Annotated in this window: 20 protein-coding genes, 1 tRNA gene and 2 rRNA genes; 13 read left to right on the top strand and 10 right to left on the bottom strand. The window is 68.1% G+C overall.

The features are described 5' to 3' along the window. Nucleotides 1–99 precede the first annotated feature (99 nt). The 3 genes from BKA14_RS30305 to BKA14_RS30295 all read left to right on the top strand — a co-directional run bounded on the left by BKA14_RS30305 (nt 100) and on the right by BKA14_RS30295 (nt 4770). Nucleotides 100–3208 (top strand): 23S ribosomal RNA (locus tag BKA14_RS30305). A gap of 116 nt (nt 3209–3324) precedes the next feature. Next, nucleotides 3325–3441, top strand: a 5S ribosomal RNA gene (gene rrf / locus BKA14_RS30300). 120 nt (nt 3442–3561) lie between these two features. Beyond that, nucleotides 3562–4770, top strand: a complete 1209-nt coding sequence (locus BKA14_RS30295; protein WP_184954212.1) for a phytase — start codon at nt 3562–3564, stop codon at nt 4768–4770. On the opposite strand, the gene BKA14_RS30290 is transcribed toward BKA14_RS30295, so the two are convergent. Continuing rightward, nucleotides 4767–5309, bottom strand: a complete 543-nt coding sequence (locus BKA14_RS30290; RefSeq protein WP_184954211.1) for an RNA polymerase sigma factor — start codon at nt 5307–5309, stop codon at nt 4767–4769. The genes BKA14_RS30295 and BKA14_RS30290 overlap by 4 nt on opposite strands. A 49-nt stretch (nt 5310–5358) precedes the next feature. Here BKA14_RS30290 and BKA14_RS30285 point away from each other — a divergent pair, with 49 nt between their 5' ends. Then, nucleotides 5359–6681: a serine/threonine-protein kinase gene (locus tag BKA14_RS30285; RefSeq protein WP_184954210.1), complete on the top strand. Its 1323-nt coding sequence runs from the start codon at nt 5359–5361 to the stop codon at nt 6679–6681. Here the strand turns inward: BKA14_RS30285 and BKA14_RS30280 are convergent. Beyond that, nucleotides 6662–7396 carry a hypothetical protein gene (locus tag BKA14_RS30280; protein ID WP_184954209.1) on the bottom strand — a complete coding sequence of 245 codons (735 nt, stop codon included), beginning with the start codon at nt 7394–7396 and terminating at the stop codon, nt 6662–6664. The genes BKA14_RS30285 and BKA14_RS30280 overlap by 20 nt on opposite strands. Nucleotides 7397–7504: 108 nt before the next feature. Between BKA14_RS30280 and BKA14_RS30275 the strand changes: the two genes are divergently transcribed. The 3 genes from BKA14_RS30275 to BKA14_RS30265 all read left to right on the top strand — a co-directional run bounded on the left by BKA14_RS30275 (nt 7505) and on the right by BKA14_RS30265 (nt 10301). After that, on the top strand, nt 7505–8647 hold the full coding sequence (locus tag BKA14_RS30275) for a glycosyltransferase family 4 protein (protein WP_184954208.1): 1143 nt from the start codon (nt 7505–7507) through the stop codon (nt 8645–8647). Next, nucleotides 8605–9765 carry a glycosyltransferase gene (locus BKA14_RS30270; protein ID WP_239093437.1) on the top strand — a complete coding sequence of 387 codons (1161 nt, stop codon included), beginning with the start codon at nt 8605–8607 and terminating at the stop codon, nt 9763–9765. Before BKA14_RS30275 ends, BKA14_RS30270 begins: the two co-directional genes overlap by 43 nt. A gap of 173 nt (nt 9766–9938) precedes the next feature. Further along, nucleotides 9939–10301 carry a hypothetical protein gene (locus BKA14_RS30265; RefSeq protein ID WP_184954206.1) on the top strand — a complete coding sequence of 121 codons (363 nt, stop codon included), beginning with the start codon at nt 9939–9941 and terminating at the stop codon, nt 10299–10301. A gap of 124 nt (nt 10302–10425) precedes the next feature. Here BKA14_RS30265 and BKA14_RS30260 read toward each other — a convergent pair whose 3' ends face one another. After that, entirely contained in the window at nt 10426–11493 is a 1068-nt protein-coding gene (locus BKA14_RS30260; RefSeq protein WP_184954205.1) for a hypothetical protein, read from the bottom strand. Between the two features lie 242 nt (nt 11494–11735). On the opposite strand from BKA14_RS30260, the gene BKA14_RS30255 reads away from it, so the two are divergent. The 3 genes from BKA14_RS30255 (at nt 11736) to BKA14_RS30245 (ending at nt 15449) form a co-directional block, all read left to right on the top strand. Next, nucleotides 11736–13655 (top strand): hypothetical protein, encoded by a 1920-nt coding sequence (locus BKA14_RS30255; RefSeq protein ID WP_184954204.1) that lies wholly within the window; start codon nt 11736–11738, stop codon nt 13653–13655. Beyond that, complete coding sequence (locus BKA14_RS30250) at nt 13652–15271, top strand: hypothetical protein (protein ID WP_184954203.1); 1620 nt, start codon at nt 13652–13654, stop codon at nt 15269–15271. Before BKA14_RS30255 ends, BKA14_RS30250 begins: the two co-directional genes overlap by 4 nt. 103 nt (nt 15272–15374) lie before the next feature. Continuing rightward, a tRNA-Lys gene (locus BKA14_RS30245) sits at nt 15375–15449 on the top strand. A gap of 26 nt (nt 15450–15475) precedes the next feature. Here the strand turns inward: BKA14_RS30245 and BKA14_RS30240 are convergent. Beyond that, nucleotides 15476–15754: a hypothetical protein gene (locus BKA14_RS30240; protein ID WP_184954202.1), complete on the bottom strand. Its 279-nt coding sequence runs from the start codon at nt 15752–15754 to the stop codon at nt 15476–15478. Between the two features lie 645 nt (nt 15755–16399). Between BKA14_RS30240 and BKA14_RS30235 the strand changes: the two genes are divergently transcribed. After that, nucleotides 16400–17539 (top strand): glycoside hydrolase family 19 protein, encoded by a 1140-nt coding sequence (locus tag BKA14_RS30235; protein WP_184954201.1) that lies wholly within the window; start codon nt 16400–16402, stop codon nt 17537–17539. A gap of 58 nt (nt 17540–17597) precedes the next feature. Next, nucleotides 17598–19097, top strand: a complete 1500-nt coding sequence (locus tag BKA14_RS30230; protein ID WP_184954200.1) for a class I SAM-dependent methyltransferase — start codon at nt 17598–17600, stop codon at nt 19095–19097. On the opposite strand, the gene BKA14_RS30225 is transcribed toward BKA14_RS30230, so the two are convergent. Genes BKA14_RS30225 through BKA14_RS30210 form a run of 4 tightly spaced genes read right to left on the bottom strand, consistent with a single transcriptional unit; the run spans nt 19094 to nt 21340 of the window. Next, a complete protein-coding gene (locus BKA14_RS30225; RefSeq protein ID WP_184954199.1) occupies nt 19094–19282 on the bottom strand; it encodes a hypothetical protein in 189 nt (62 codons plus the stop codon). The genes BKA14_RS30230 and BKA14_RS30225 overlap by 4 nt on opposite strands. 11 nt (nt 19283–19293) lie before the next feature. After that, nucleotides 19294–19947: a response regulator transcription factor gene (locus BKA14_RS30220; protein WP_184954198.1), complete on the bottom strand. Its 654-nt coding sequence runs from the start codon at nt 19945–19947 to the stop codon at nt 19294–19296. Continuing rightward, a complete protein-coding gene (locus BKA14_RS30215; protein ID WP_184954197.1) occupies nt 19944–21089 on the bottom strand; it encodes a sensor histidine kinase in 1146 nt (381 codons plus the stop codon). The genes BKA14_RS30220 and BKA14_RS30215 overlap by 4 nt, the downstream gene beginning before the upstream one ends. Next, nucleotides 21089–21340, bottom strand: coding sequence for a hypothetical protein (locus BKA14_RS30210; protein ID WP_184954196.1), 252 nt, complete (start codon nt 21338–21340; stop codon nt 21089–21091). The genes BKA14_RS30215 and BKA14_RS30210 overlap by 1 nt, the downstream gene beginning before the upstream one ends. Before the next feature lie 471 nt (nt 21341–21811). Between BKA14_RS30210 and BKA14_RS30205 the strand changes: the two genes are divergently transcribed. After that, nucleotides 21812–22642, top strand: a complete 831-nt coding sequence (locus BKA14_RS30205) for a universal stress protein (RefSeq protein WP_184954195.1) — start codon at nt 21812–21814, stop codon at nt 22640–22642. Here the strand turns inward: BKA14_RS30205 and glpK are convergent. Together glpK and BKA14_RS30195 are read right to left on the bottom strand one after the other, a co-directional pair. Further along, nucleotides 22626–24098 carry a glycerol kinase GlpK gene (gene glpK, locus BKA14_RS30200; protein ID WP_184954194.1) on the bottom strand — a complete coding sequence of 491 codons (1473 nt, stop codon included), beginning with the start codon at nt 24096–24098 and terminating at the stop codon, nt 22626–22628. The two genes, BKA14_RS30205 and glpK, sit on opposite strands and share 17 nt — an antisense overlap. Then, complete coding sequence (locus BKA14_RS30195) at nt 24095–24850, bottom strand: IclR family transcriptional regulator (RefSeq protein WP_184954193.1); 756 nt, start codon at nt 24848–24850, stop codon at nt 24095–24097. Before BKA14_RS30195 ends, glpK begins: the two co-directional genes overlap by 4 nt. Nucleotides 24851–24896: the final 46 nt, after the last annotated feature.

The following is a 24896-nucleotide window of genomic DNA, read 5'->3' as shown; positions in this document are numbered from 1 at the left end:
ACCGCTTAGCGATGCTGGGGTTTGGTAGGGAACTGTTCGGGTTGTGGGTTGGTCGTTGGTTGAGAATTGCACAGTGGACGCGAGCATCTTGTTTTCTGTGGTTAAGTTGTCAAGGGCGAACGGTGGATGCCTTGGCACCAGGAGCCGATGAAGGACGTGGGAGGCCGCGATAGGCCTGGGGGAGCTGTCAACCTAGCTGTGATCCCAGGGTGTCCGAATGGGGAAACCTAGCACGAGTCATGTCGTGTTACTCCCGGCTGAATACATAGGTCGGGTAGAGGGAACGCGGGGAAGTGAAACATCTCAGTACCCGTAGGAAGAGAAAACAACAGTGATTCCGTGAGTAGTGGCGAGCGAAAGCGGATTTAGCCTAAACCGTGTGCGTGTGATACTTGTCAGGGGTTACGCATGTGGGGTTGTGGGAGCCACTTACCATATCTGACAGTGTGGTGGAGAGTTACAAAGCTTTGGGTTAGTGGAACGGTGTGGGAAAGCCGGCCGTAGAGGGTGAGAGCCCCGTAGACGAAAATTCAAAGCCTCTTTGTGGATTTCCCGAGTAGCAGCGGACTCCTAGAATCTGCTGTGAATCTGCCAGGACCACCTGGTAAGGCTGAATACTTCCTGGTGACCGATAGCGGACGAGTACCGTGAGGGAATGGTGAAAAGTACCCCGGGAGGGGAGTGAAATAGTACCTGAAACCGTTCGCCTACAATCCGTCAGAGCCTTTCGGGGTGATGGCGTGCCTTTTGAAGAATGAGCCTGCGAGTTAGTGGCACGTGGCGAGGTTAACCTGTGTGGGGTAGCCGTAGCGAAAGCGAGTCTGAATAGGGCGTTGTTAGTCGCGTGTTCTAGACCCGAAGCGGGGTGATCTAGCCATGGGCAGGTTGAAGCGTGGGTAAGACTGCGTGGAGGACCGAACCCACCAACGTTGAAAAGTTGGGGGATGACCTGTGGTTAGGGGTGAAAGGCCAATCAAACTCCGTGATAGCTGGTTCTCCCCGAAATGCATTTAGGTGCAGCGTCGTGTGTTTCTTGCCGGAGGTAGAGCACTGGATGGTCTAGGGGGCCTACAAGCTTACCGAAATCAGCTAAACTCCGAATGCCGGTAAGTGAGAGCGCGGCAGTGAGACTGCGGGGGATAAGCTTCGTAGTCGAGAGGGAAACAGCCCAGATCACCAGCTAAGGCCCCTAAGCGTGTGCTAAGTGGAAAAGGATGTGGGGTCGCTTAGACAACCAGGAGGTTGGCTTAGAAGCAGCCATCCTTTAAAGAGTGCGTAATAGCTCACTGGTCAAGTGGTTCCGCGCCGACAATGTAGCGGGGCTCAAGCACACCGCCGAAGCTGTGGCATTCACACATGACATCCGCCTTCCGATTCGTCGGTTGGTGCAGTGGTGTGGATGGGTAGGGGAGCGTCGTATGGCGAGTGAAGCGGCGGGGTGACCCAGTCGTGGACGCCATACGAGTGAGAATGCAGGCATGAGTAGCGAATGAAGAGTGAGAACCTCTTCCGCCGGATGACCAAGGGTTCCAGGGCCAGGCTAATCCGCCCTGGGTGAGTCGGGGCCTAAGGCGAGGCCGAGAGGCGTAGTCGATGGATAACGGGTTGATATTCCCGTACCCGCGAAGGAACGCCCAAGACGAACCTTCATGTACTAACCGCCCAAAACTGGTAATGGCTTCGGCCGGCATCAGCGGAGCGCGGGACCTTGTGGGGTAGTAGTTTAGTGATGGGGTGACGCAGGAAGGTAGCTGGTCCCAGGCGGTGGTTGTCCTGGGGTAAGCGTGTAGCCCGGACTATAGGCAAATCCGTAGTCCATGTAGGGTGAGACGTGATGCCGAGCCGTTTCAGGTGAAGTCAGTGATCCTATGCTGCCGAGAAAAGCCTCTAGCGATGTTCCGAGCGGCCCGTACCCTAAACCGACACAGGTGGTCAGGTAGAGAATACCAAGGCGACGGGTGAACTGTGGTTAAGGAACTCGGCAAATTGCCCCCGTAACTTAGGGAGAAGGGGGGCCGGACGCGTGAAGCCACTTGCTGGTGGAGCGTGGTATGGCCGCAGAGAGCAGGGGGAAGCGACTGTTTACTAAAAACACAGGTCCATGCCAAGTCGTAAGACGATGTATATGGACTGACGCCTGCCCGGTGCTGGAACGTTAAGGGGACCTGTTAGCCTTTCGGGGCGAGGCGGAGAACTTAAGCGCCAGTAAACGGCGGTGGTAACTATAACCATCCTAAGGTAGCGAAATTCCTTGTCGGGTAAGTTCCGACCTGCACGAATGGCGTAACGACTTCCCCACTGTCTCAACCACAGGCCCGGCGAAATTGCAGTACGAGTAAAGATGCTCGTTACGCGCGGCAGGACGGAAAGACCCCGGGACCTTTACTATAGCTTGACATTGGTATCCGAATTTAATTGTGTAGGATAGGTGGGAGCCGGTGAAGCTCGGACGCCAGTTCGGGTGGAGGCAATCTTGAAATACCACTCTGTTGGGTTTGGGTATCTAACTTGCGGCCCTGATCGGGTCGAGGGACAGTGTCTGGTGGGTAGTTTAACTGGGGCGGTTGCCTCCTAAAGGGTAACGGAGGCGCCCAAAGGTTCCCTCAGCCTGGTTGGCAATCAGGTGTTGAGTGTAAGTGCACAAGGGAGCTTGACTGTGAGACTGACGGGTCGAGCAGGGACGAAAGTCGGGACTAGTGATCCGGCACTTGCGTGTGGAAGCGGTGTCGCTCAACGGATAAAAGGTACCCCGGGGATAACAGGCTGATCTTCCCCAAGAGTCCATATCGACGGGATGGTTTGGCACCTCGATGTCGGCTCGTCGCATCCTGGGGCTGTAGCAGGTCCCAAGGGTTGGGCTGTTCGCCCATTAAAGCGGTACGCGAGCTGGGTTTAGAACGTCGTGAGACAGTTCGGTCCCTATCCGCCGTGCGCGTTGGATACTTGAGAAGGGCTGTCCCTAGTACGAGAGGACCGGGACGGACGAACCTCTGGTGTGCCAGTTGTCCCGCCAGGGGCACGGCTGGTTGGCTACGTTCGGAAGGGATAACCGCTGAAAGCATCTAAGCGGGAAGCTCGCTTCGAGATGAGGTATCCCACCACCTTGAGTGGGTAAGGCTCCCAAGAGACTATTGGGTTGATAGGCCGGAGATGTAAGCCAGGTAACTGGTTCAGTCGACCGGTACTAATAGGCCGAGGGCTTAACCACCCTAAACTTTTTGCTCGACGCGTCCACTGTGTGATTCACAGCAAACGAACAACCAGAAGCGCCGGCTGAACATGGCCGTGCTGCTGAAACTGGTTTGTTCCACCGCTGATAGCTGTTTCGGTGGTCATAGCGGAGGGGAAACGCCCGGTCTCATTCCGAACCCGGAAGCTAAGCCCTCCAGCGCCGATGGTACTGCACTCGGGAGGGTGTGGGAGAGTAGGACGCCGCCGGACTCAACGTGAACAGTAGGCCCACCCCATCACGGGGTGGGCCTACTGTCGTTTCCGAGGTATACAGGGTTGTTCAACCGGCGGTCGCCCAAACGCCAGGTTTATCGGGGAAGGTCACTGGCTATGCGTCGTACCGTGGGGATCGTTGCTCTCGTCGCGTTGAGCACAGCCGTGGCCGCGCCCGCGCAAGCCGGCGAGCGACCCTCCGAGAGCCAGCTGCGCGAGATCACCGCGTCGGTGGAGACCCCCGCCCTGTTCGACGACGAGGCCGGCGGGGACGCGGATGCCGACGACCCCGCGATCTGGGTCAACCGGACTGACAAGTCGCGCAGCCGGGTCATCGGCACGGCCAAGAACGGCGGGCTACGCGTCTACGACCTGGCCGGCCGTGAGGTGCAGTCGATCCAGCCACCCGAGGGCGGCCGGTTCAACAACGTCGACCTGGTGACCGGGTTCGGCCACCAGCGTCACGACTACGCCGTGGTTACCGACCGTGGGCTCGACAAACTGCGCATCTATCGCATCGAGGCGTCCGGCAAGCTCACCGACGTCACCGCGGCCGACGCACCGCTGCTGTTCTCCCGCGACGACGCCGAGGTGGAGGTCCAGGCCACGGGGTACGGCCTGGCCACGTACGGGAAATATGCAGTGGTCAGTCGTCGCCACACCACGCGGTTGGGCATCTTCCGGCTCGAGGAACGCAAGGGTGCCGTGAGCTACCGGGTTACCGACACCATCGACCTGCCCAAGGAGTTCCGCCTGGCCAACGGCTCGATGTGGACGCCGTGCCGGGAACCGGGTGAGGAGCCACAGATCGAGGGCATGGTGGTCGACGCCGAGGCGGGTGTGCTCTACGCCGCGCAGGAGGATGTCGCGCTGTGGAAGATCCGGCTCGACCGCGACCGGTTCATCGGCGTGCCGCGGGTGGTCGAGCGTGTCGCGGAGTACGGCGCGGCCGGCACCTACGATCCCGAGACCGAGGAGTGCACGCTCGGCGAGCCGGCCCCCGAGGCCGGGCGCATCCGAGCCGACGTCGAGGGCGCCACGATCTATCGCACCGGCCGGCGTGACGGCTATCTGGTCGTCTCCAGCCAAGGTGACAGCAAGTTCTACGTCTACGACCGGCGCACCAATCGTCCGCTTCGAAGCTTCCGGGTGGCCGACGGCAAGCGCACCGACGGCGTGCAGCATTCCGACGGCGCGGCCGCCACCAGCGTGGCGCTGCCCGGCTATCCGCAGGGCCTGCTCGTGCTGCACGACGGCGAGAACAAGCCCGATGACGGCCGGGTCAGCACCAACTTCAAATACGTGGACTGGCGCGAGGTCTTCTAAGCCAGCAGCGTTTCCCGCACGCGGGTGCGCGCGTGGTGAATCCGCGACTTGACCGTGCCCTCGGGCAGCCCGAGGTGGCCGGCGATCTCGGCGTAGTCGAGCTGGCAGATGTCGCGCAGCACCATCGGCGCGACCAGCTCGGGCCGCTCCGATTCGAGCAGTTCCAACGCGTCCAGCAGGTCGAGCCGGGAACCCGCGATAACGCTCGTGGTGCGCGGATCGGGCACGTCGACCGGGGGCAGCGCGTGGGCCTGCTCGGCCGCCCGCCGCTTCAACGACCGGTACGTCTGCCGGGCGCAGTTGGCGATGATGACATGCAGCCACGTCGAGAACTTGGACCGTCCCTCGAACCGCCCGATGTTGCGGGCCACCTGCAGCAGCACGTCCTGCGTGGCTTCCTCGGCGTCCTGATAGCACGGCAGGAAGCGGGCGCAACGCCGCAGCACCTGAGGCCGGATCGTGCCCAGCAGCTGGTCGAGCGCCGGTCCGTCGCCGCCCGCGGCCCGCAGGGCCAGTTCTTCCACCTGTTCGTCGCGCATCCTGCCCCCGTAAAAGATCAATGACGGCCCCATAATGACCGTCGTGTCCATGCCCAGCAAGATCGGTCGATACGACGTGGAGCGCCGCCTGGGTGCCGGTGCTTTCGCCACCGTATGGCTTGCCGCGGACGAGGCGCTCGACTCGTGGGTCGCGATCAAGGTGCTGGCCGACAACTGGGCCCACCACCCCGACGTGCGGGGCCGCTTCGAGCAGGAGGCCCAGGTGCTGCGGCGGGCCGACTCCGAGCGGCTGGTGCGGGTGCTCGACATCGGGGACTTGCCGGACGGACGTCCCTATCTGGTCATGACGTACGCCGACGGTGGCACCCTGGCCGAGCGGCTCGAAGCCGGCCCGCTGCCCGTGGCGGAGGCCGTGAGCATCACGCTGGAGATCGCTCGGGCTGTCGCCGTCCTGCACGACTCCGGTGTGCTGCACCGCGATCTCAAGCCGTCGAACGTGCTTTTCCACACCGTGCGCGGCGAGCAGCGGGTGCTCGTCGCCGATCTGGGGCTGGCCAAGGAGATCGCGCAGGCGTCGGGCTTCACCGTGATGGCCGGCACGCCCGGTTACATGGCCCCCGAGCAGCAACTCCCCGGCGGTGGGCTGGACGTGCGGGCCGACGTGCACGCGATCGGTGCCATGCTGTTCCAGATGCTCACCGGGCGGATGCCCGGATCGAAGCCGCGGACCGGCGTACCGGCTCGGCTCGATCGGGTGGTGCAGCGAGCGCTGGCGACCGACCCCGGCAAGCGGTGGCCGACGGCCGCGTCGCTGGCCGCCGCGCTGGAGCAAGCCGCCGTGCCGCCGCCCCCGCCCAGACGGTGGCCGCAGCGGGTGCTCGGTGCGGCCGTGGCGATTGCGGCCGTGCTGGCCACCGGAAGCGCGGCGCTCGCGCAGCCGACCGCGGAGGGCTGGAAGCGGGTGACCGACGCGACCGGCGAGCTTTCGGTGGCGGTGCCGCCGTCGTGGGCGCGTCAGCTGGCCGACGGCGGCTGGGATCCCGCGGTGGCCGGCCTGCGGGCCAGGCGGTCACCGGGGCTCACGGTGGGCCGGGACCTGGCGGACTGGTCGGTTCCTTCCGGCACGTCCCCCGGGGTCTTCGCGGGTCTCAGCGACGATGCCACCGGGGCCGTGCTGCCGCGGCACGACGGCTGCGCCGCCGCACCCGACCGCGGGATCGTCGTGGCCGGGCTGACCGGCCGGGTGCGGCGCTGGACGGGCTGCGCGGGCACGTCGGCGTCGTACAGCGAAGTGGTTCTGACCTCGACCGGCGGGCCGGGCGTCCTTTTGCAGATCCGGCAATCGGACGGGGCTGATCGCACCGACGAGGTGATCCGGGGCGTGCGGATCCTCAGAAGCGTTCGACGGTGATCGTGGCGACGCCGGAGGTGGCGTTGACGTCGTAGCGGGCGGCCGCACCCTCCCAGCCGTCCTGCGCCCAGACCGACCCGCCCGCCACGCCGGTGCGCACCTGCCCGTCGATCGTCACGCTGCCCGCCCCGCCGAGCGCCGAGACCCGTACGGGCGCTCGGCCGGGCACCCGTACGGAAAGAAGGCTCGCCCCGCCGCCCAGGGTGACCTTCTGGGTGCCGTCGGCGGCCGGCAGCACCACAGCGGCACGGGTAGTGCCGGCGCTGAAGTCCACGTCGCCGCCGCGGCCGCCGCTCAGGTCGACCGACTCGTCCTGGGCGCCCCCGGCCAGCCGGACCTGCCACCGCACGTCGTCGCTGAGCACCACGGTGAGCACCGCCGGGCCGCCCCGGCCCGTGGCGCGCAGACCCGCCACCAGGTCGGCTCCCTCGATCGAGGCGGTCGGGGCGGCCTTGGAGTCGTCCGGCGTGGACAGTTCGTACAGGTCGCCGCCGAGGTCAGCGAGCCGTACGCGGACCACGTCGGCTCCACCGAACAGCTGGAAGGAGGTCACGTCGCCGTCGCCGCGGATCTTGTGAGGCGGGCCGCCGTCGCGTTCACCAAGGACGTACCCGGGCCGGTTCTCGGGGTTGCGGTCGCGGCCGTCACCGCCGGCCCAGTCACACCCGCCGACCAGGCCGACCACGAGCACCAGAGCCACCGTCCGGATCCGCACGGCGGCCACTTACCCGCCCGGTGCTTCTCCTAGTCGTTCGATCAGCGTTTGGGATCCGGCTACGGCCCGTACGGTGTGCCGGACATGGACGCGGCCCATCGTGACTGCATGCGAGTCGCTCTGGTCACGGAGTCGTTCCTCCCCGATGTGAACGGCGTCGCCAACTCGGTGGTGCGCACGGCCGAACATCTCCTGCGCCGTGGGCACCAGCCGATGGTGATCGCACCGCAACCACCTCCCGCGGTGCGCGACACCCCGGTCCACGTCCCCTATCCGGTGGTCCGCATCCCATCCCTGCCCATGCCGGGCTACCCCCAGATCCGGCTGGGCCTGCCCACGCCGACCCTCACCGGCGCGTTGCGCGCGTTCGGCGCCGACCTGGTGCATTTGGCCAGCCCGTTCGTGCTCGGCGCGTGGGGGATGCTGGCCGCCCGCACGCTGCGCCTGCCCACGGTGGCCGTCTATCAGACCGACGTCGCCGCGTACGCCCGTGCCTACAAGGTCGGCATGACCGAGGGCGCCGCCTGGAAGTGGATCAAAACAGTGCACAACCTGGCCTCGCGCACGCTGGTGCCGTCGTCGGAGTCGGCCCTCGCGCTCGACACGCACGGCGTGGAGCGGGTGCACCTGTGGCGGCGCGGGGTCGACGACGAGCTGTTCCACCCGAGCCGCCGCAACGCCGAGGTGCGCCGTGCTCTGGCCCCGAACGGTGAGGTCGTGGTGGGGTTCGTCGGCCGGCTCGCCGTCGAGAAGCAGATCGATCTGCTGGCCGACGTGAGCCGCCTGCCCGGCGTACGGCTGGTCGTCGTGGGTGACGGCCCGGCGGCCTCACAGCTGCACAAGGCCCTGCCGGCCGCGACGTTCCTGGGGGTCCGCCGCGGCGAGGAGCTGGCCCAGCTGTACGCGAGTTTCGACATCTTCGCGCACACCGGCCCGTACGAGACGTTCGGCCAGGCCGTGCAGGAGGCGATGGCGAGTGGGTTGCCGGTCGTCGCGCCGAACGCGGGCGGCCCGGTCGATCTGGTCGGCCACGACCGTACGGGCTTCCTGGTGCGGCCGTTCGCGTCCGAGGGCTTCACCTCCGCCGTACGGGATCTGGTGACCGACCCGGCCAAGCGCGCGGCCTTCGGGGTCGCCGGGCGCCAGGCGATCGAGGGGCGCAGCTGGTCCGCGGTGGGCGAGGAATTGCTCGGCCACTACGGTGCGGCGTGCAGTGTCGGTTACGTCGAGCGCAGGGCGGTTGCCGCGTGAGAATTGTCCGGGTGGCGAACTTCGTGACCCCGCGGTCCGGAGGTCTTCGCACCGCTTTGCGCCACCTGGGCGCCGGATATAAAGCTGCAGGTCACGACCCTGTTTTAGTGGTTCCGGGCGCCGGTGAATCCGACGAGACGACCGACCAGGGCCGGGTGATCACGCTGCCCGGGCCGCTGGTGCCGGGCATGGGTGGCTATCGCGTGCTGCTGGATCGGGGCCGGTTGAACTCGACGCTGCGCGCGCTGCGGCCCGACCGGCTCGAGATCTCCGACCGCTCGACGCTGCGCTGGCTGGGGCGCTGGGCGAGGCATCGCGGCGTACCGTCCATGATGGTCTCGCACGAGAGTCTCGACGGATTGTTGCGCCTGTTCGGGCCGGGTGTCAGCCGTCGCGCGGGCGATCTGATCAACGCGCGGACGGCCGCCGAGCACGACCAGATCGTGTGCACGACGCAGTGGGCGGCCGCCGAGTTCGCGCGTCTCGGCGTACGGAATCTGCGGCAGGTGCCGCTCGGGGTCGACCTCGAGCGGTTCACGCCGGCGAACCGGGACCAGTCGATGCGGACACGCTGGTCCGCCGCCGATGACGTGCTGCTGCTGCATTGCGGCCGTCTCTCACCGGAGAAGAAGCCCCGCCGCTCGCTCGAAACTTTGGCGGCGCTGCGTAAGTCAGGCGTGCCCGCGGTGCTCCTCGTGGCCGGCGGTGGTCCCCTGCGACCCGCCCTGCAGTCCGAGGCGGCCGACCGCGGTCTGCCCGTACGTTTCCTCGGCCACCTCAGCGACCAGGCGAAACTGTCGGCTTTGCTGGCCACTGTGGACGTTGCGATCGCGCCCGGACCGATCGAGACGTTCGGCCTGTCCGCGCTGGAGACCCTGGCCAGCGGCACCCCGGTGGTGGTGAGTTCCGAGAGCGCCCTGCCCGAGGTGATCGGCGACGCGGGGATGGCCGCGTCCGGCGAGGGGTCCGCGTACGCCGAGGCCGTCCGTTCGCTGCTGTCCCGACCCGAGCCCGTACGCCGGGCCGCGGCGCGCGCGCAAGCCGAACGCTTCCCGTGGGACCGGGCGGTGGCCGGCTTCCTGGCCGCGCATCAGGTCCCGGTGGCGGCCCCTTTTTAACCGTTTTCCAGCAACCGAAACGTATTAGTGGCACTCGTCTTTTCGGTTATCAATCGTCTGGGTTACCCGGCGTGTTGAATGCACTATTTGTCCGTCCCGGGATGCTTTCCTGATCATGCAACACGGAATGAGAAAGCAACCGCTCGGAAGGGGAAATAGGCATGAACAAGACGATGCGACTCCTGACGACCACCGGCCTGGGCCTGCTCGCCGGGGCTGCCCTCGGCGTCGGCCCGGCGCAGGCGGCGGACGCCTCGCCCGCGGCTGCCGCCAAGTCCCAGACCGGCCGGACGGCCCAGGCCGACCAGCACCGCGACCGCGACGTGGTCGTCGGCTACTACCGCTCGTACCGGGCCTGTGAGCTGGCCGGGCGGATCGGTGAGCGCTGGGGCCGCTGGGACGACTACGACTGCGACTACCAGCGCCGGGGCTTCCACCGCGGCTCGTTCGCCCTCGAGGTCGAGCGCGGCTGGGGCTGGAACCGGCCGGGCCACCACTGGGACAACGGGCACCGCGGCCCGCGCGGCCCCCGCTGACCTGACCCGCCTGACCTGACTACGCATTCCGAAAGGAGGCGCCCCGGGAACAGCCCCTGATTACTCCCCGCAGGTCCCCGTCGGGTGCCGGCCGCACACACAGCGGCCGGCACCCGATCTGCGTTTATGCGACCGGCTCGAGCAGGGCCGCCTCGGCCGCCAGGGCCTGCCGGTAAAGCGTGAGCCAGGACGCGGCCTGGGCGGACGCATTGGCCCGCTCGGTCTCCCAGTCGGCGCGCGCGTCCTGCGAGGCGGCGGCGATCGTCAGCCAGTTCGCGCTGGTCGAGGTGCCCGCGGCCTGCGAGACCAGCAGCCACGTGTCGGCCTGACGCAGCGCCACCTGCTCGGCGTCGGCCCACGCGACCCGGGCCGGGCCGGTCTGCGCGCCGACCAGCGCCCAAGCCCGGGCCGCGGCCTCACGCATCTGCGCCTGCGCCTCGCCGGCGGTCTCCCGGGCGGCCTTCTCGGCGGCCTGTGCGTCGATGACCAGCTGGCGGGACTTGAGGTGCCAGCGGCGATCCTCGTCGGCCAGGCGGGTGCGGAACGTCTGCATGTCGAGCCCGGACGCGCTGACCCAGCCGTACCGGAAGAACTCGACGACGTCGGCGTCGGTGGTGCCGGGGGCGACGGCCCGGCCGGCCCACGCGCGCACCTGGGCACCCGGGTCCTCAGTGCTCAGCAGCGTGACGTAGTCGCGGTCGCTCTGCCGGATCGCCTCGGCCTGATCCTCGTCGTCGTCGATGTCCTTGCGGTCGAGCTCCAGCGCCTTCGCGTAACCGCTGTTCACGAACTCCGCGAGCTCCTCGTCGGTGCCGACCAGGGCGCGCTGACCGGCCGCGTTGACCCGCGGGTAGTACTGCAGCGGATGGGTTCTGATCATGCGCTTGGTGAAGTCGAGATTGCGGGTGCGCAGCTGCTCGGCCCGCAGGATCGCGGCGTCCCACCCGGTGATCAGGAAGGTCGCGATCGCCTCGGCGCCGCCCTGCAGCGCGCCCCGGGCGGCACTGCGCACCGCGAGCCGGGGCTCGTTGACCGACAACCACTGCACGAAGAGCTTGTCGGCCTCGGCCTGATCCCACTCGTCGGCGGCCAGGACGGCCGACAGCGGCGGCACCGCCGCCTGCGACGCCGCCGGGACGGCCACGACACTCATGGCCGCAGCCAGCGCGAGCGCTACTGCACGCGTACGCATATTCAGTTTCCCCCGTGAACACTTCTATTGATCGATCGCTATGCGGTCGCGGTCATCTAAGCATGGAAACCAGGACCGCGCGGGACCGGCCCAACGACGTTCATCACAATGACGTGGCCTTGTGCCGGAGGGTGAGCGACCGCTAACGTACCGGCCGACATCGATCTCCGCGGTTTTCCCTGTGGTGAAATCCCAGGTAGAAGGCCGTGCGTCAAGCCAGAACACACCACGGGGACAATTTCATGACTTCGATCAACCGCGCTGTCTGGGCGCGGCCACTGCTGGCTGCTGGAGTCGCGGTGGCCGCCCTCACCGCGACCACGGCGGGCACCGCGCAGGCCGCACCCTCCACTCAGGCCGCTCCCTTCTCGGCGCTCGCCGAAGGCAGCCTCGCCAGCTACGACCAGAAGCTCGCCGTCGCCGTGAAGTTCGGCCTCGGCGATGACTTCGCCCTGCTCGAGAAGGTCGACCGCGACTTCGTCGTGGGCATCTGGAACCACGTCAAGGACGACCCGGCCCACGCCGAGGTCCGCCTGGCCGCCGAGGCCGCGTTCAGCGCCGAGCCCGTCGAGGCCGACTCGGTCGACCAGGCCTGCTACCAGTTCATCGTCACCGGCGTGTTCGCCGCGTTCGATCGGGACCTGGCGCGGGTCAAGCGCGAGGCCGACGAGAAGCGGGTCAGCGACCTGGCCCGCAGCGCGGCCGCGGCCAGCATCGACGTCGTGGCCGACGCCGCCCTGCTCGACGGCAGCGACGCCGACTTCGTCCGGCTGATCTGGGAACGGGTCGCCGAGGACGCCAAGTGGCCCAAGGTCAAGGCGGCCGCGCGCGCGGCCCGCGACGGCAGCGACTCCGACCGGCAGGTGTTCATCGCGACCGGTCTGGCCGAGGCGGCCCACCAGGACGTGGACGACCGGATCGCCGCCGACGAGGCCAAGACCGAAGCCGAGAAGGCCGCCGAGCGGGCGCGGGCGGCGAAGAAGCTGGCCGCCAACCGGATCGGTCTGACCGTCACCGACGAGCTGCTCAGCCTGCCCGACCGCGACTTCGTCACCGTCGTGTGGAACTTCGCCACCGAAGGCTCCGAGGTGCACGCCGCGGCCGTCGCCGCCGCGCGCAGCCTGGACGCCGCCGTGTGGAAGGCGTTCATCGACACCGGCATCCACGCCGCCAAGGACCGCGACATCCAGATCGCCCTGGCCAAGAAAGAAGCCGAGGACCGGCGCCTGGTGCAGGCCATCCTGGACCGCGCGACCAAGAACTCGCAGCGCGGGCTGGCCACTGCGGCCCGGGCCGCGCTGGCCGGCGACGCCAACACGGTCGCCGACTTCCTGCGCGTCGGGCAGTTCCAGATCGGACCGGACGTCACCCAGTTCGCGGTCACGACGACGCGACTCGGCATGCTCACCGCGGACGGCACGGCGTACGTCAAGGAAGGCGGCCTCGACGCCACCTGGGTCAAGGTCTACACGAACGTCAAGCAGATCGCGCTGGCCAGCAACCGGATCGGTGTGCTGACCAACTCCGGCGTCGCCCTGGTCAAGCTGGGCGGTCTCAGCGCGGGCTGGACGCAGCAGCAGACCGGGGTCAAGCAGCTCGTGCTGGCGGCCGACCGGATCGGCATCGTCCGAACCGACAACATCGCCTACGCCAAGCAGGGCGCGCTCAACGCGGGCTGGGTCAAGCTCTACGACACCGCCGTCACGCAGCTGGCCATGTCCGGCACCCGGATCGGCATCCTCCGGCCCGACCTGGTCGCGCTGGTCAAGGACGGCACCACCGCCTCGACGAACTGGTCGGTGCAGCAGGGCGCGGTCAAGCAGCTCGTGCTCTCCGGCAACCGGATCGGCGTGCTGCGCACCGACAACGTCGCGTACGTCAAGGAAGGCGCCCTCAACGCGAGCTGGGTCACCGAGCACAGCGCGGTCAAGCAACTGACCCTGGCCGGCACCCGGATCGGCGTCGTGCACACCGACGGCATCGTGCGGGTCAAGGAGGGCGGCCTGTCCGCGCTCTGGACCCAGGTACGCACCGGCTCCTACACGATGGCGCTGGAGACCAACCGCATCGCGGTGATCGCCAACGACGGCGTCGGCTACGTCAACTCGGGCGCGGTCGCCGCCCCGTTCACTACGTTCAAGATGGCGGCGAACCCGGCATGAAGAAGCTGATCCTCGCGGCCGGGCTGGCCGGCTCGCTCGTCCTCGGAACCGCCGCGGCCACCTTCGCGGCACCCGCCTCCGCGGTGCTGGCCGCCGCGTCGGCGAGCTACGACCAGAAACTCGCCGTCGCAGTGAAATTCGGGCTCGGCGACGACTTCGCGCTGATCGAGAAGCTTGACCGCGACTTCGTCATCGGGATCTGGGACCACGTCAAAGACAACCCCGACCAGGTCGAGGTGCGGGTGGCGGCCGAGACCGCGTTCACCAGCGATCCGGACCTCTCGTACGAATTCATCACGGTCGAGGTGTTCGCGGCGTTCGACCGCGACGTGGAACGGGAAAGGGCAGAGGCGGAGACCAAGCGGGCGAGTGACCTCGCCCGTACGGCCGCCGCGGCCAGCATCGACGTGGTGGCCGACGCCGCCCTGCTCGACGGGAACGACACCGACTTCGTACGGCTGATCTGGGAACGGGTGGCCGAGGACGTCAAGTGGCCCAAGGTCAAGGCGGCCGCGCGCACGGCTCGCGACGGCAGCGACACCGACCGTACGGCGTTCATCGCGAACGGGATGGCCGACGCGGCCCGGCAGGACATCGACGACCGGATCGCCGCCGACGAAGCCAAAACCGAAGCCGAGAAGGCCGCGGAACGGGCCCGGGCCGCGAAGAAGCTGGCCGCCAACCGGATCGGCCTGACCGTCACCGAGGAACTGCTCGACCTGCCCGACCGCGACTTCATCATCAAGGTCTGGAACCACACCGCCGCCGGCAGTGAAGTGCAGGCGGCCGCGATCGCCGCCACCCGCAGCCTCGACCCGGCGGTGTGGAAGGCTTACATCGACACCGGCCTGCACCAGGCGGTCGACCGCGACATCCAGATCGCGCTCGACCGCAAATACCAGGCCGACAAGACGCTGGCCCAGCAGATCAAAGCCACGGCGGCCAAGAACAAAGACCTGAACCTCGTCCACTGGACCGACAAGGCGCTGGCCGGCACCCCCGACCAGCTGGACACCTTCCTGCGCGTCGGCCAGTACGACCTCGACCTGAACACCAGCTTCGGGACGGGCGACGTGCAGCCCAGCTGGTCGAACACGGTGGCGTGGGCCAACGGCATCGTCAACGTGGCCGGCATCTGCTGCAAACTGACTGGCCCCGAACTGGGCGTGCGGACGGAGCCGGGGCACACCGGGGCGACGTCGCTCATGTACGCCGGCCTCGACAACAGCGCCACCAAGTCGTACGCGTACCTCAAGTCGATGGCCCTGAGCCGGATCACGATCAAGCCGACCACCAAGCTGTCGTACTGGATCTACCCGCAGGCCAACACCGTGCGGCCCGAGGTCAAACCGGCCAACAGCACCTGCGTGGCGATCGACCTGCTCTTCAGCGACGGCAAGAACCTGCGCGACAGCGGGCTCAAAGACACCCGCGGCAACCGGGCTCACCCGGCCTTCCAGTGCAACAAGGTGACGGTCGGCAAGTGGAACGAGGTCGTCGTGCCCCTGGGCGCGCTGGCCGGCAAGAAGGTCACGACCCTGGTGGTGGCCTACGACCAGCCGGCCGCCACGGGCGGTTACCGAGGCCTGATCGACGACGTCAGAATCGCCGACTGACCTGCGGTTTTACCGGGGCGCCGCACCACTGTGCGGCGCCCCGTCCCGCAAGACCCGGATACCTGCAAGGCAATGCGGGCGGCCACAGGTACTCTATGATCGCGGGCCGCTAGCTCAATGGCAGAGCTGAGGACTTTTAATCCTTAGGTTCGGGGTTCGAGTCCCCGGCGGCCCACCAGTAAGACCGCGATCCGCATCCGCTCTTCACGGGCCGTATGTTTTCGTGGGCGCACCCAGTTCGGCTGCTCGCCACGCTGCCGCGGAGTGGTCGGCCAGCACCGCGGTGAGCAAACCCTGATCGAACGACAAAGCGAGAACCGCGCTCCGCCGACCGGCCTGGGACTCGCGTCGTGCCGAGTCGAGGCGGGTCCGGTCGCGAATCTGAACGGTGCCGTCGGCGAAACCGATCGCGAGGCTGTTCTTCACCCCGGCGTCGAGGGCAAGCGCGGTAATGCCGCCATGGTCACAATTCCAGCGATCCATCGCCTCGGCCCACCGCCAAGGTGTTGCGACTGGTCTTGTCGATGGCCAATGACCGTACGGTCGCGGCCTGGCCGATTTCTCCTGCCCGAAGGGCGACCCGCGGCTGCTCCACCTCCCACTGAGCGAGAGTTCCGTCCACCGACACAGCGGTGAATACGCCGGGCTGGTTCGGGTCCGCGGCGGCGACTTTGATCGGCCCGCCCGCAGGTGGACTGTCCGCCGTGCCACTGGCAGGCGGAGGGCGGCGCTGTGCTTGTCGGCGCCTTCGAGTCGGATCGCGCGGTGCCGATCAGGTAGCCGCCGATACACCCGCTGCAAGCACGACAACAATCGCCAGAATGCCGCCGATGAAGGTCCGGCTGCTACGGGAGAAGAGCGTGACCCCCAGAGCCAGAACAACGACGGCAACGGTCGAGATGACGAGGGTCTTGATGCCGCCGCCCGTATTCGACTCGATGAACTGGAAGACGGCCGCGACGACGCCGAGGACACCACCGATGGACGTGAAAGCTCCGTCGCGGGCGACCTTAAATAAGTTTAAGAATCCTTACTGATCCTTGACGCTGTGCGGGGGCGTGCAGTTGAGTCGATCTCGCTCCCATTCCCCCACATGCCAGCGCGTTCCCCGCGCGCGGAAGGTTCTGCATGTCCAAGAAAAGGCTCTTGTCGATCCTGGCCGTGGTCAGCGTCGGTGTGGCCGGTGCGGCCGCGGCCATCCTGCCCATGACGACGTCGAACGCGGCCGAGGCCTGCGCCGCCGCGTACAGCAGCTCCGCGGTCTACACCGGCGGCACGCGGACGTCGCACAACGGCCGCAACTGGACCGCCAAGTGGTGGACTCAGGGCGAGACGCCCAGCACCGGCGGTTCCGGCGTGTGGAGCGACAACGGCGCCTGCGGGGGCGGCGGCACCACGCCCACGACGCCCCCGCCCGGCAACGGCGGCGGCACGACTTGCAACCACCCGAACTGGGTCGCGGGGCAGTACTACAACGCGGGCGCGATCGTGCGTTACACCAACGGGAAGTACTACAAGGCGACGAACGCCAACCCGGGCTACGACCCGGTCATCAGCACCTGGTACTGGTCGCCGTTCACCTGCACCGGCGGCGGTGGCGGCACCACGCCCACGACGCCCCCGCCCGGCAACGGCGGCGGCAGCACGAGCGGCTTCCCGGTCAGCGAGGCCCAGTTCAACCAGATGTTCCCGAGCCGGATCCCGTTCTACTCGTACGCGGGTCTGGTCGACGCCATGAAGAAGTTCCCGGCCTTCACCAAGACCGGCAGCGACACCGTGAAGAAGCAGGAAGCCGCGGCGTTCCTGGCCAACATCAACCACGAGTCGGGCGGCCTGGTCTACGTCGAGGAGATCAACCAGGCGAACTGGCCGCTCTACTGCGACCGCAACCAGTCGTACGGCTGCCCGGCCGGGCAGAGCGCCTACCACGGGCGCGGCCCGATCCAGCTGAGCTGGAACTTCAACTACAAGGCGGCCGGTGACGCACTCGGCATCGACCTGCTCAATAACCCGGACCGGGTCAAGAACGAGGCTTCGGTCGCCTACCAGACGGCGATCTGGTACTGGATGACCCAGCGCGGACCGGGCTCGATGACGCCGCACGACGCCATCGTCAACGGCCGCGGTTTCGGTGAGACGATCCGCAGCATCAACGGCGCGCTGGAGTGCAACGGCGGCAACCCCGCCCAGGTGCAGAGCCGCATCAACGCGTACAACCGGTTCACCGGCATCCTCGGTGTGACGCCGGGCGGCAACCTGTCCTGCTGACAGCGGTAGTGCGCGAAGGGCCGTCCCCGCTCGGGGGCGGCCCTTTGTACGCTGCGATGTGCCCAACAACGAGTTCGGTGACTTCCAGACGCCGCTCGTCCTCGCGCGTCAGTGTCTGAGTCTGCTGGGACTGCCCGGTGACGCCCGGATCCTGGAGCCGACCTGTGGCACCGGAGCTTTCCTGGAAGCGAGCGCCGCGCTCAGCCCCGGCAGCGAGCGTCAGGGGCTGGAACTGCACCCCGAGTACGCCGAGCGGGCTTCGCGCTGGGCCCGGGTCGAGGTCGCCGACATCTTTCGCACCCGGCTGACCGACCTCTTCTCCTGGACGACGGACGGCCCCCTTTTCGTGGTGGGGAACCCGCCGTGGGTGACCTCGGCGGAACTCAACCGGATGAAATCCAGCAACCTTCCGGCCAAGGCGAACATCAAAGGGGTCCGGGGGATCGACGCCGTCCTCGGATCGTCAAATTTCGACGTCTGCGAATACATCATCACCAAGGTCTTGACCGAGTATCGATCGGAGCCGTTCACGCTGGGCATGCTGTGCAAGACACAGGTCGTCCGTAACGTCATGGAGCTGGCGGCCTCGACGCGAATGCCACTGGCCGGCGGGGACGTCTATCGCATCAACTCGAAGAAGTGGTTCGGCGCCGGCGTGGACGCGTGCTGGTTCGTCGTACGCGTCGACCCGAGCCGACCGGCCGACTACACCGCGCGGATTCACGACGACGTGTTCGCCCCCGAGGAGTCCGCCGGGAACCGGTTCGGTGTCGTCGACGGCCGCCTGGTCTCCGATGTGGATCGCTACCGCGGTGTCCGGGTCGCCGACGGCCTTTCCCCGTACGAGTGGCGCTCCGGCATGAAACACGACGCGTCCAGCGTGTTCGAGTTGACCGCGACCCCGGCCCCGGCGACCAGGAACGGGGTCGTGCTCGACCTGGAACCCGAGTTCGTCCATCCGTTCCTGAAAAGCACCGACGTCTTCCGCGGGCGTCACCGCGACCTGACGAAATGGGTGATCGTCCCGCAGAAGACCTTCGGCGCGGAAACGGACTCCCTCGAGTTCAGCGCGCCCGCGCTGTGGAAATACCTGAACGCGCACGGCACCACGCTGGACGGCCGCCGGTCCTCGATCTATCGGAACCGGCCCCGCTTCACAGTCTTCGGCCACGGCGACTACACGTACGCGCCGTACAAGGTGGCCGTCTCGGGGCTGCACAAGAAACCCGTGTTCCGGTTGGTCGCGCCGCTCAACAACCAGCCCGTCGTGCTCGACGACACCTGCTACTTCCTGCCGTTCCTCGACGGCGTGGAGGCGGCGGTGGTGACAGCCGTGCTGAACAGCCGACCGTGTATCGACCTGATCGAGTCGCTGGTTTTCTGGGACTCCAAGCGGCCGATAACCAAGAAACTGCTCTCACGCATCGACCTCAACCAATTGCCGTACGACGCCGAGCTGGTCCGCGAGTCAGCCGTGGAACACGCGGCAGCGGCCGCCGTCCCGTTCGACGAGGCCCTGGTCCGCCGGCGGGTTGAAGCGGCACAGTTCGGGAGCTAGTCGCGTTGCCAGGTGGCGTGGTCGGGGTCGTATTCGGCCAGCGGCTCCAAGGAGGCGTCCTGCACGATGATGTCGCCGTCGGATTCGTAGATTCCTTCCTCGGCGGCGTCGGGGTGAGACCTGCGGACGTGGTCGGCCAGATCGGAATCGGGGACGTCTTGGTGGCAGAGGGTGCACGTCGCCATGGCTTTGCCTTTCAGGTCAGGCCCTGTCGCTGCGCATAGCTTGCCGCCTCGGTGCGATTACGCGCACCGATCTTGGCGAAGGCGTTGTTGATGTGTGTCTTCACGGTCGTCTCGGCGACGAAAAGGGCCGCCGCGATTTCGGCGTTCGTGCTGCCCCGGGCGATCTGGCCGAGCACTTCGGCCTCGCGCTGGGTGAGCCCGTCGGGCAGGCTGTCGCGGGCCGGCGGCGCCGCGGGACGGTTCATCGCCTCGGCCAGCCGGGCCGCCACGGCCGGGTCGAACAGCGCTTGACCGCCGGCCGCGGCCCGCAACGCCATCGTGATCTCGGCCCGACCGGCGTCCTTGGTCAGGTAGCCGCGGGCCCCCGCCGCGAGCGCCCCCGCGATCGACTCGTCGTCGGCGTACGTGGTCAGCACGACGACCGCGACTTCGGGAAACTCGGCCCGAACGCGAGCGGTCGCCGCCGTGCCGTCCAGCACCGGCATCTTCAGATCCATCAGCACCACATCCGGGCGGTGCTCGGCGACCAGTTCCAGCGCCCGCGCGCCGTCGCCCGCCGACCCGACCACCTCGACACCGCCGGTCAGTTCCAGAAGAGCGGTCAGGCCCTCCCGTACGAGCTGTTGATCGTCCACCACCAGCACGCGCAACGGCTCGTCGGTCATCCCGGCACCTCCGCGGTGACTCGCCACGCGCCGTCGACGACGCCCGCGTCCAGGGTGCCATCGACCAGCGCGATGCGCTCCCGCGCGCCGACCAGGCCAAAACCGCTTTCCCCCGTACGCGGTGAGCCCGCCGGATTTTCCACGACGAGCCGGACTGCCGACTCCGCGTAGGCGAGCGTCAACGTGACCGGTTCGCCCGGCGCGTGCTTGGCCGCGTTCGTCAACGCCTCACGCGCGGTGCGCAACAACGCCACCTCGGCCGCCGACGGCAAGGCCCGCGCGGGGCCGTCGGTGCGCAGCGTCACCTCGACGGCGTGGTTCTCGCGGTGCACACCGGCCAGGCTGTCGAGCGCCCGAGCCAGCGGCGGCGCGTCGGACCGCAACGCCGCGACCGCCGAACGCGCCTCGACCATGCCGTCCGCCGCCAGCCGCCGGGCCCGGCGCACCCGTTCCGCCGCCGCCTCCACGTCACCGCGTTCGGTCAGCTGAGCCTCGGCCACTTCGAGCTGCACACCCAGGGCGCCGAGCGAATGCGCGAGCACATCGTGCAGTTCCCGCGCGATCCGCGCCCGTTCGTCCAGCGCGGCCGCGCGCGCCTGCGCCTCCTGCGCCCGTGACGTCTGCGCGAGCAGTTCCGCGGTCTGCTCGGCCCGCAGGCGGTGCTCCCGGCGGTGCAGGCTGGCCAGCACCACCACGACGACCACGCCGGGCTGGGTCAGCATCGCGGTCGGCCCGTTACCGGCCACGTGCAAGGCGATCAGCAGCACCACGATCAGGGCACCGGTCAGGGCCAGGATCGCCCACAACGGCATGCGCGGCAGCAGTACAAAGGTGAACAGGGCCCCGTACAGGAAAAGATGAGCCGCCCCGTTGTGCGGCAGCGCGGACACCGCGGCCGGCAGCAGGGTGGACAGGGCCAGCAGGATCCGGGCCGGGACAGGGTGGCGCTGGTCGGCGACCACCCAGAAGACCCAGCCGGCGAAACTCAGCAGGAGCGCCCGGTGCACCTCCGGAGCGATCGCCGGCCACAACGCCAGCGCCCACACGAACAGCGCCGTCAGGACGATACGCACCAGCCAGCCCGTCTCGGGGTCGTCGGCCCGCAACAGGCGCAGACTTCCCCGGGCCAGCCGGCGCAGCATCAGTTCTGTTCCCGGATCACGGTCAGGATCAGGTCGAGCACCAGCAAACGGTAGGCGACGAAGGCGATACCCACCACGGCCAGGACGACGAGGATCGCGACAACAACGCGGCCGGTCAACTTTCCACCCTCCTGATCGAGCACCTTGCCCACCACAGCCCCGGCCACCTGGCCGGTCCTGGTCTTCTGCCGATTGATCAGATAGTTGGTCGCTTCGACAACAGCCTTGCTACGAGTGTTCGGCTCGTTCATGCCCAGAACGCTACGAACGCATCGGGTGGAATCGACACCTGCAGAGGGTGGAGATCTGGGTGGAGACAGCTTCCGGAACGCTTCCGTCGAATAGATCGGCTTGCCGCACGCCCGGCCCATCGCCATCCCCGGACCTTCACGCTGCCGGCCCGGCCCGGCGCGGCGATCGTGGCGGCGCTCGGCAAAATCGACGACGCGGATCAGATCTTCCTGAACGGGGTCGAGATCGTCTGTACCGGAGGGTTCCGCCCACCTTCGACTCGACGTGGGAGGTGCCGCGCGAGTACTACCCGGCGGACGGCCTGCTGCGCTGGGGTGCGACTAACGTGCTGGCAGTGCGGGTCTACGACGGCACCGGGGGCGGGGGCTTCTATCAAGGACCGATCGGGCTGTTCTCCCGAGTTCGGAGCGTCGTGGAACTGTCATCTCACTGAGGGACGTCCGACACGCCGACCAGGCAAAACAGGAAGTATGAACGTACGGGAGCCGGTTGTTGCCGGGGTGGACGGGTCGGACGGAGCCGCGGCGGCGGTCCGGTGGGCGGCGCGGCACGCGCGCGACACCGGGCTGCCGTTGCGTGTGATCTACGCGGCGAGCACGAACGAGCCGGTGGCCGTCAGCGAGCGGGTGCTCAACGCCGCGGTGGCCGAGGCCGGTTCGGGCGTCGACTTCTCCGCGTACGAGGTCCCGGGCGACCGGGTGCCGGCCCTGATCGGGGCGTCGAAGGGGTCGGCCCTGCTCGTGCTGGGCGAGAGCGACCGGGGGTGGTTCGCGGCCGCGCTGACCGGCTCCACCGCCGTACGGGTGGTCGCCGAGGCGGAATGCCCGGTGGTCGTCGTGCGCGGCGACACCGACCCGGTCGGCCCGGTCGTCGTGGCGGTCGACGGCACCCGCGCGAACGAACCGGCCCTGGTCTTCGCCTTCCAGGAGGCCGCCCGGCGCGAGTGCGCACTGTTCGCGGTGCACGCGTGGCAGCAGCCGCTGGTGCCGACGGGTGCGGGCACGCTGGCTGCCGCAGCCGGTGGCGCGGCGTCGCGCGAGGAGTGGGCGGCCGCGGCCCAGCGCCTGCTGACCGAGGCCGTGGCCCCCCTGCGGTCGGCGTTCCCGCTGGTGGCCGTGTACGAGCGCTTGGTCGAGGGGCCCGCCGAGTCGGTCGTCAGCCACGAGACGGCCGGCGCGGCGCTCGTGGTGGTCGGTTCGCGCGGGCGCGGCCAACTGGCGGGCCTGCTGCTCGGCTCGACGAGCCAGGCCCTGATCCGGGACTCGGAGTGCCCGGTGGCGATCGTCAGGGCCGCCGACTGAAGAACACTGCCGACTCGACGGCGCGCTTCCAGTTCGCGTACTCGGCAGCGCGCCGATCCTCGTCCAGACCCGGCTTCCAACGCCCCGCCGAGTGCCGGTTGTGCCGCAGGTCGCGCAGATCCGACCAGTAGCCGACGGCCAGCCCGGCCGTGTAGGCCGCGCCGACCGACACCGTCTCGGCCACCATCGGCCGTACGACGGGAACTTGCAGGAAGTCGGCGATGATCTGCATGAGCAGGTTGTCGGCAGTCATGCCGCCGTCGACGTTGAGGGCGGTCAGGGCCAGCCCGGAGTCCGCGTTCATCGCGTCGACCACGTCGCGTGTCTGCCACCCGGTGGCCTCGAGCACCGCGCGGGCGAGATGACCCTTGGTGATGTACGAGGTGAGGCCCACGATCACTCCGCGTGCCTCGCTTTCCCAGTACGGCGCGTACAGCCCGGAGAACGCGGGCACGATGTAGCACCCGCCGTTGTCACCGACCGTGCCCGCCAGCGTCTCGATCTCGGAGGCCGTGCCGATCAGCCCGAGCCCGTCGCGTACCCACTGCACCAGCGAGCCCGCGATGGCGATCGACCCCTCCAGCGCGTACGCCACCTGGCCCGTCCCGATCTGGTAGCCCACCGTGGTGATGAGACCGTGACTCGACCACACCGGCGACGAGCCCGTGTTCATCAGCAGAAAACCGCCGGTCCCGTACGTGCATTTGGTGTCGCCGGGGTCGAAGCAGGTCTGCCCGAACAGCGCGGCCTGCTGGTCGCCGAGCACCCCGGCGATCGGCACCCCGTCGAACGCCTCCCCGTAGACCTCGGACGACGACCGGATCTCCGGCAGCATGGCCCGCGGAATGTCGAACATGTCCAGCAGATCCGGATCCCAGGAGAGCGTGGCCAGATTCATCAGCATCGTCCGGCTGGCGTTCGTCACGTCGGTCAGATGCTTGCCGCCGGTCAGGTTCCAGATCAGCCAGCTGTCCATCGTCCCGAACAACACCTCGCCGCGGGTGGCGCGGGCCCGCAGGCCGGGTGTGTTGTCGAGCAGCCAGCGCACCTTCGTGGCCGAGAAGTAGGCGGCCAGCGGCAACCCGGTCCGTTCCCGGACGAACGAGCCGTCCAGCGTGTCCAGCAACGACGACGTCCGCGTGTCCTGCCAGACGATCGCGGGGGCCACGGGCGTACCGGAAGCCTTGTCCCACACCACGACGGTCTCGCGCTGATTGGCGATGCCGATGGCTGCTACCTGCGCCGGCCCGATGCCCGCCTCGCGCATCGCCCGCTCGATCAGGCGCTGCACGTCGCGCCAGATGCGCGCGGCGTCGTGCTCGACCCAGCCGGGGCGCGGATACGACTGCCGATGCTCGCCGCGCACCACCGAGACCACCGTCGCGCGCCGATCGAACAGGATGCACCGCGTCGACGTGGTGCCCTGATCGATGGCCAGGACGTAACGTTCGCTCACGAGCCGGCCAGATCGCGCGTGATCGACCGGGCGGTCGCGGTCACGTGTTCGACCAGCGCCGTACGGGCCTGCCGCCGGGTGTCGCACAGCCGCTCGACCGGTCCGGAGATGCCGATCGCGCCCACCACCAGCCCGCCGAAGCTGCGCACGGGCGCCGCGATCCCGGCCCGGCCGGCCTCCCACTCCTCGACCGCCAGGCTCCACCCCCGCTCGCGTGTCTCGGTCAGCGAGCGCGCGAGATCACGGGGCGAGGTCAAAGTCCTTCGCGTGTACGCCTCCAGGCCCGCTCGCGCCGCGGCGTCGACCGCGGGCGCGTTGTAGGCCAGCAGCACCTTGCCCAGCGCGGTGGCGTGCGGCGGCAACAGGTGGCCGGTCTGCAGCGACTGCATCGAGTCGTCCGGCCGGAACACGTGGTGCACCACAACGACCCGGCCGTCGCGCAGGGCGCCGATGCGCACCTCCTCGCCGCTGCGCGCGGCCAGCGCGTCGGCCCAGTTGAGCGCGCGCCCGCGCAGCTCGTTGAGGTCGAGCTCACCCTCGCTCAGGTCGAGCAGCCCGCGCCCGAGCCGGTAGCGCGCGGTCCGCTCGTCCTGCTCGACGAAGCCGATGTGCTCGAGCGTGCGCAGGATGCTGTGCGCGGTCGACTTGGGCAGGTCGAGCGCGTCGGCGATCTCCTTGACCCGCAGCCGGCCCGCGGCGAGCAGCCGCAGCACGGCCGACGACCGCTCTATCGACTGGATCAAGCCGGGCACGTGCGACATTGTCGCACGCAACCCGTTGTCGGCCCCGCCGAACCTT

The organism is Paractinoplanes abujensis, assembly GCF_014204895.1.
Taxonomy (GTDB): domain Bacteria; phylum Actinomycetota; class Actinomycetes; order Mycobacteriales; family Micromonosporaceae; genus Actinoplanes; species Actinoplanes abujensis.
The sequence above is the reverse complement of the archived record's forward strand: the minus strand, read 5'-3'. Positions and strand labels throughout refer to the sequence as shown.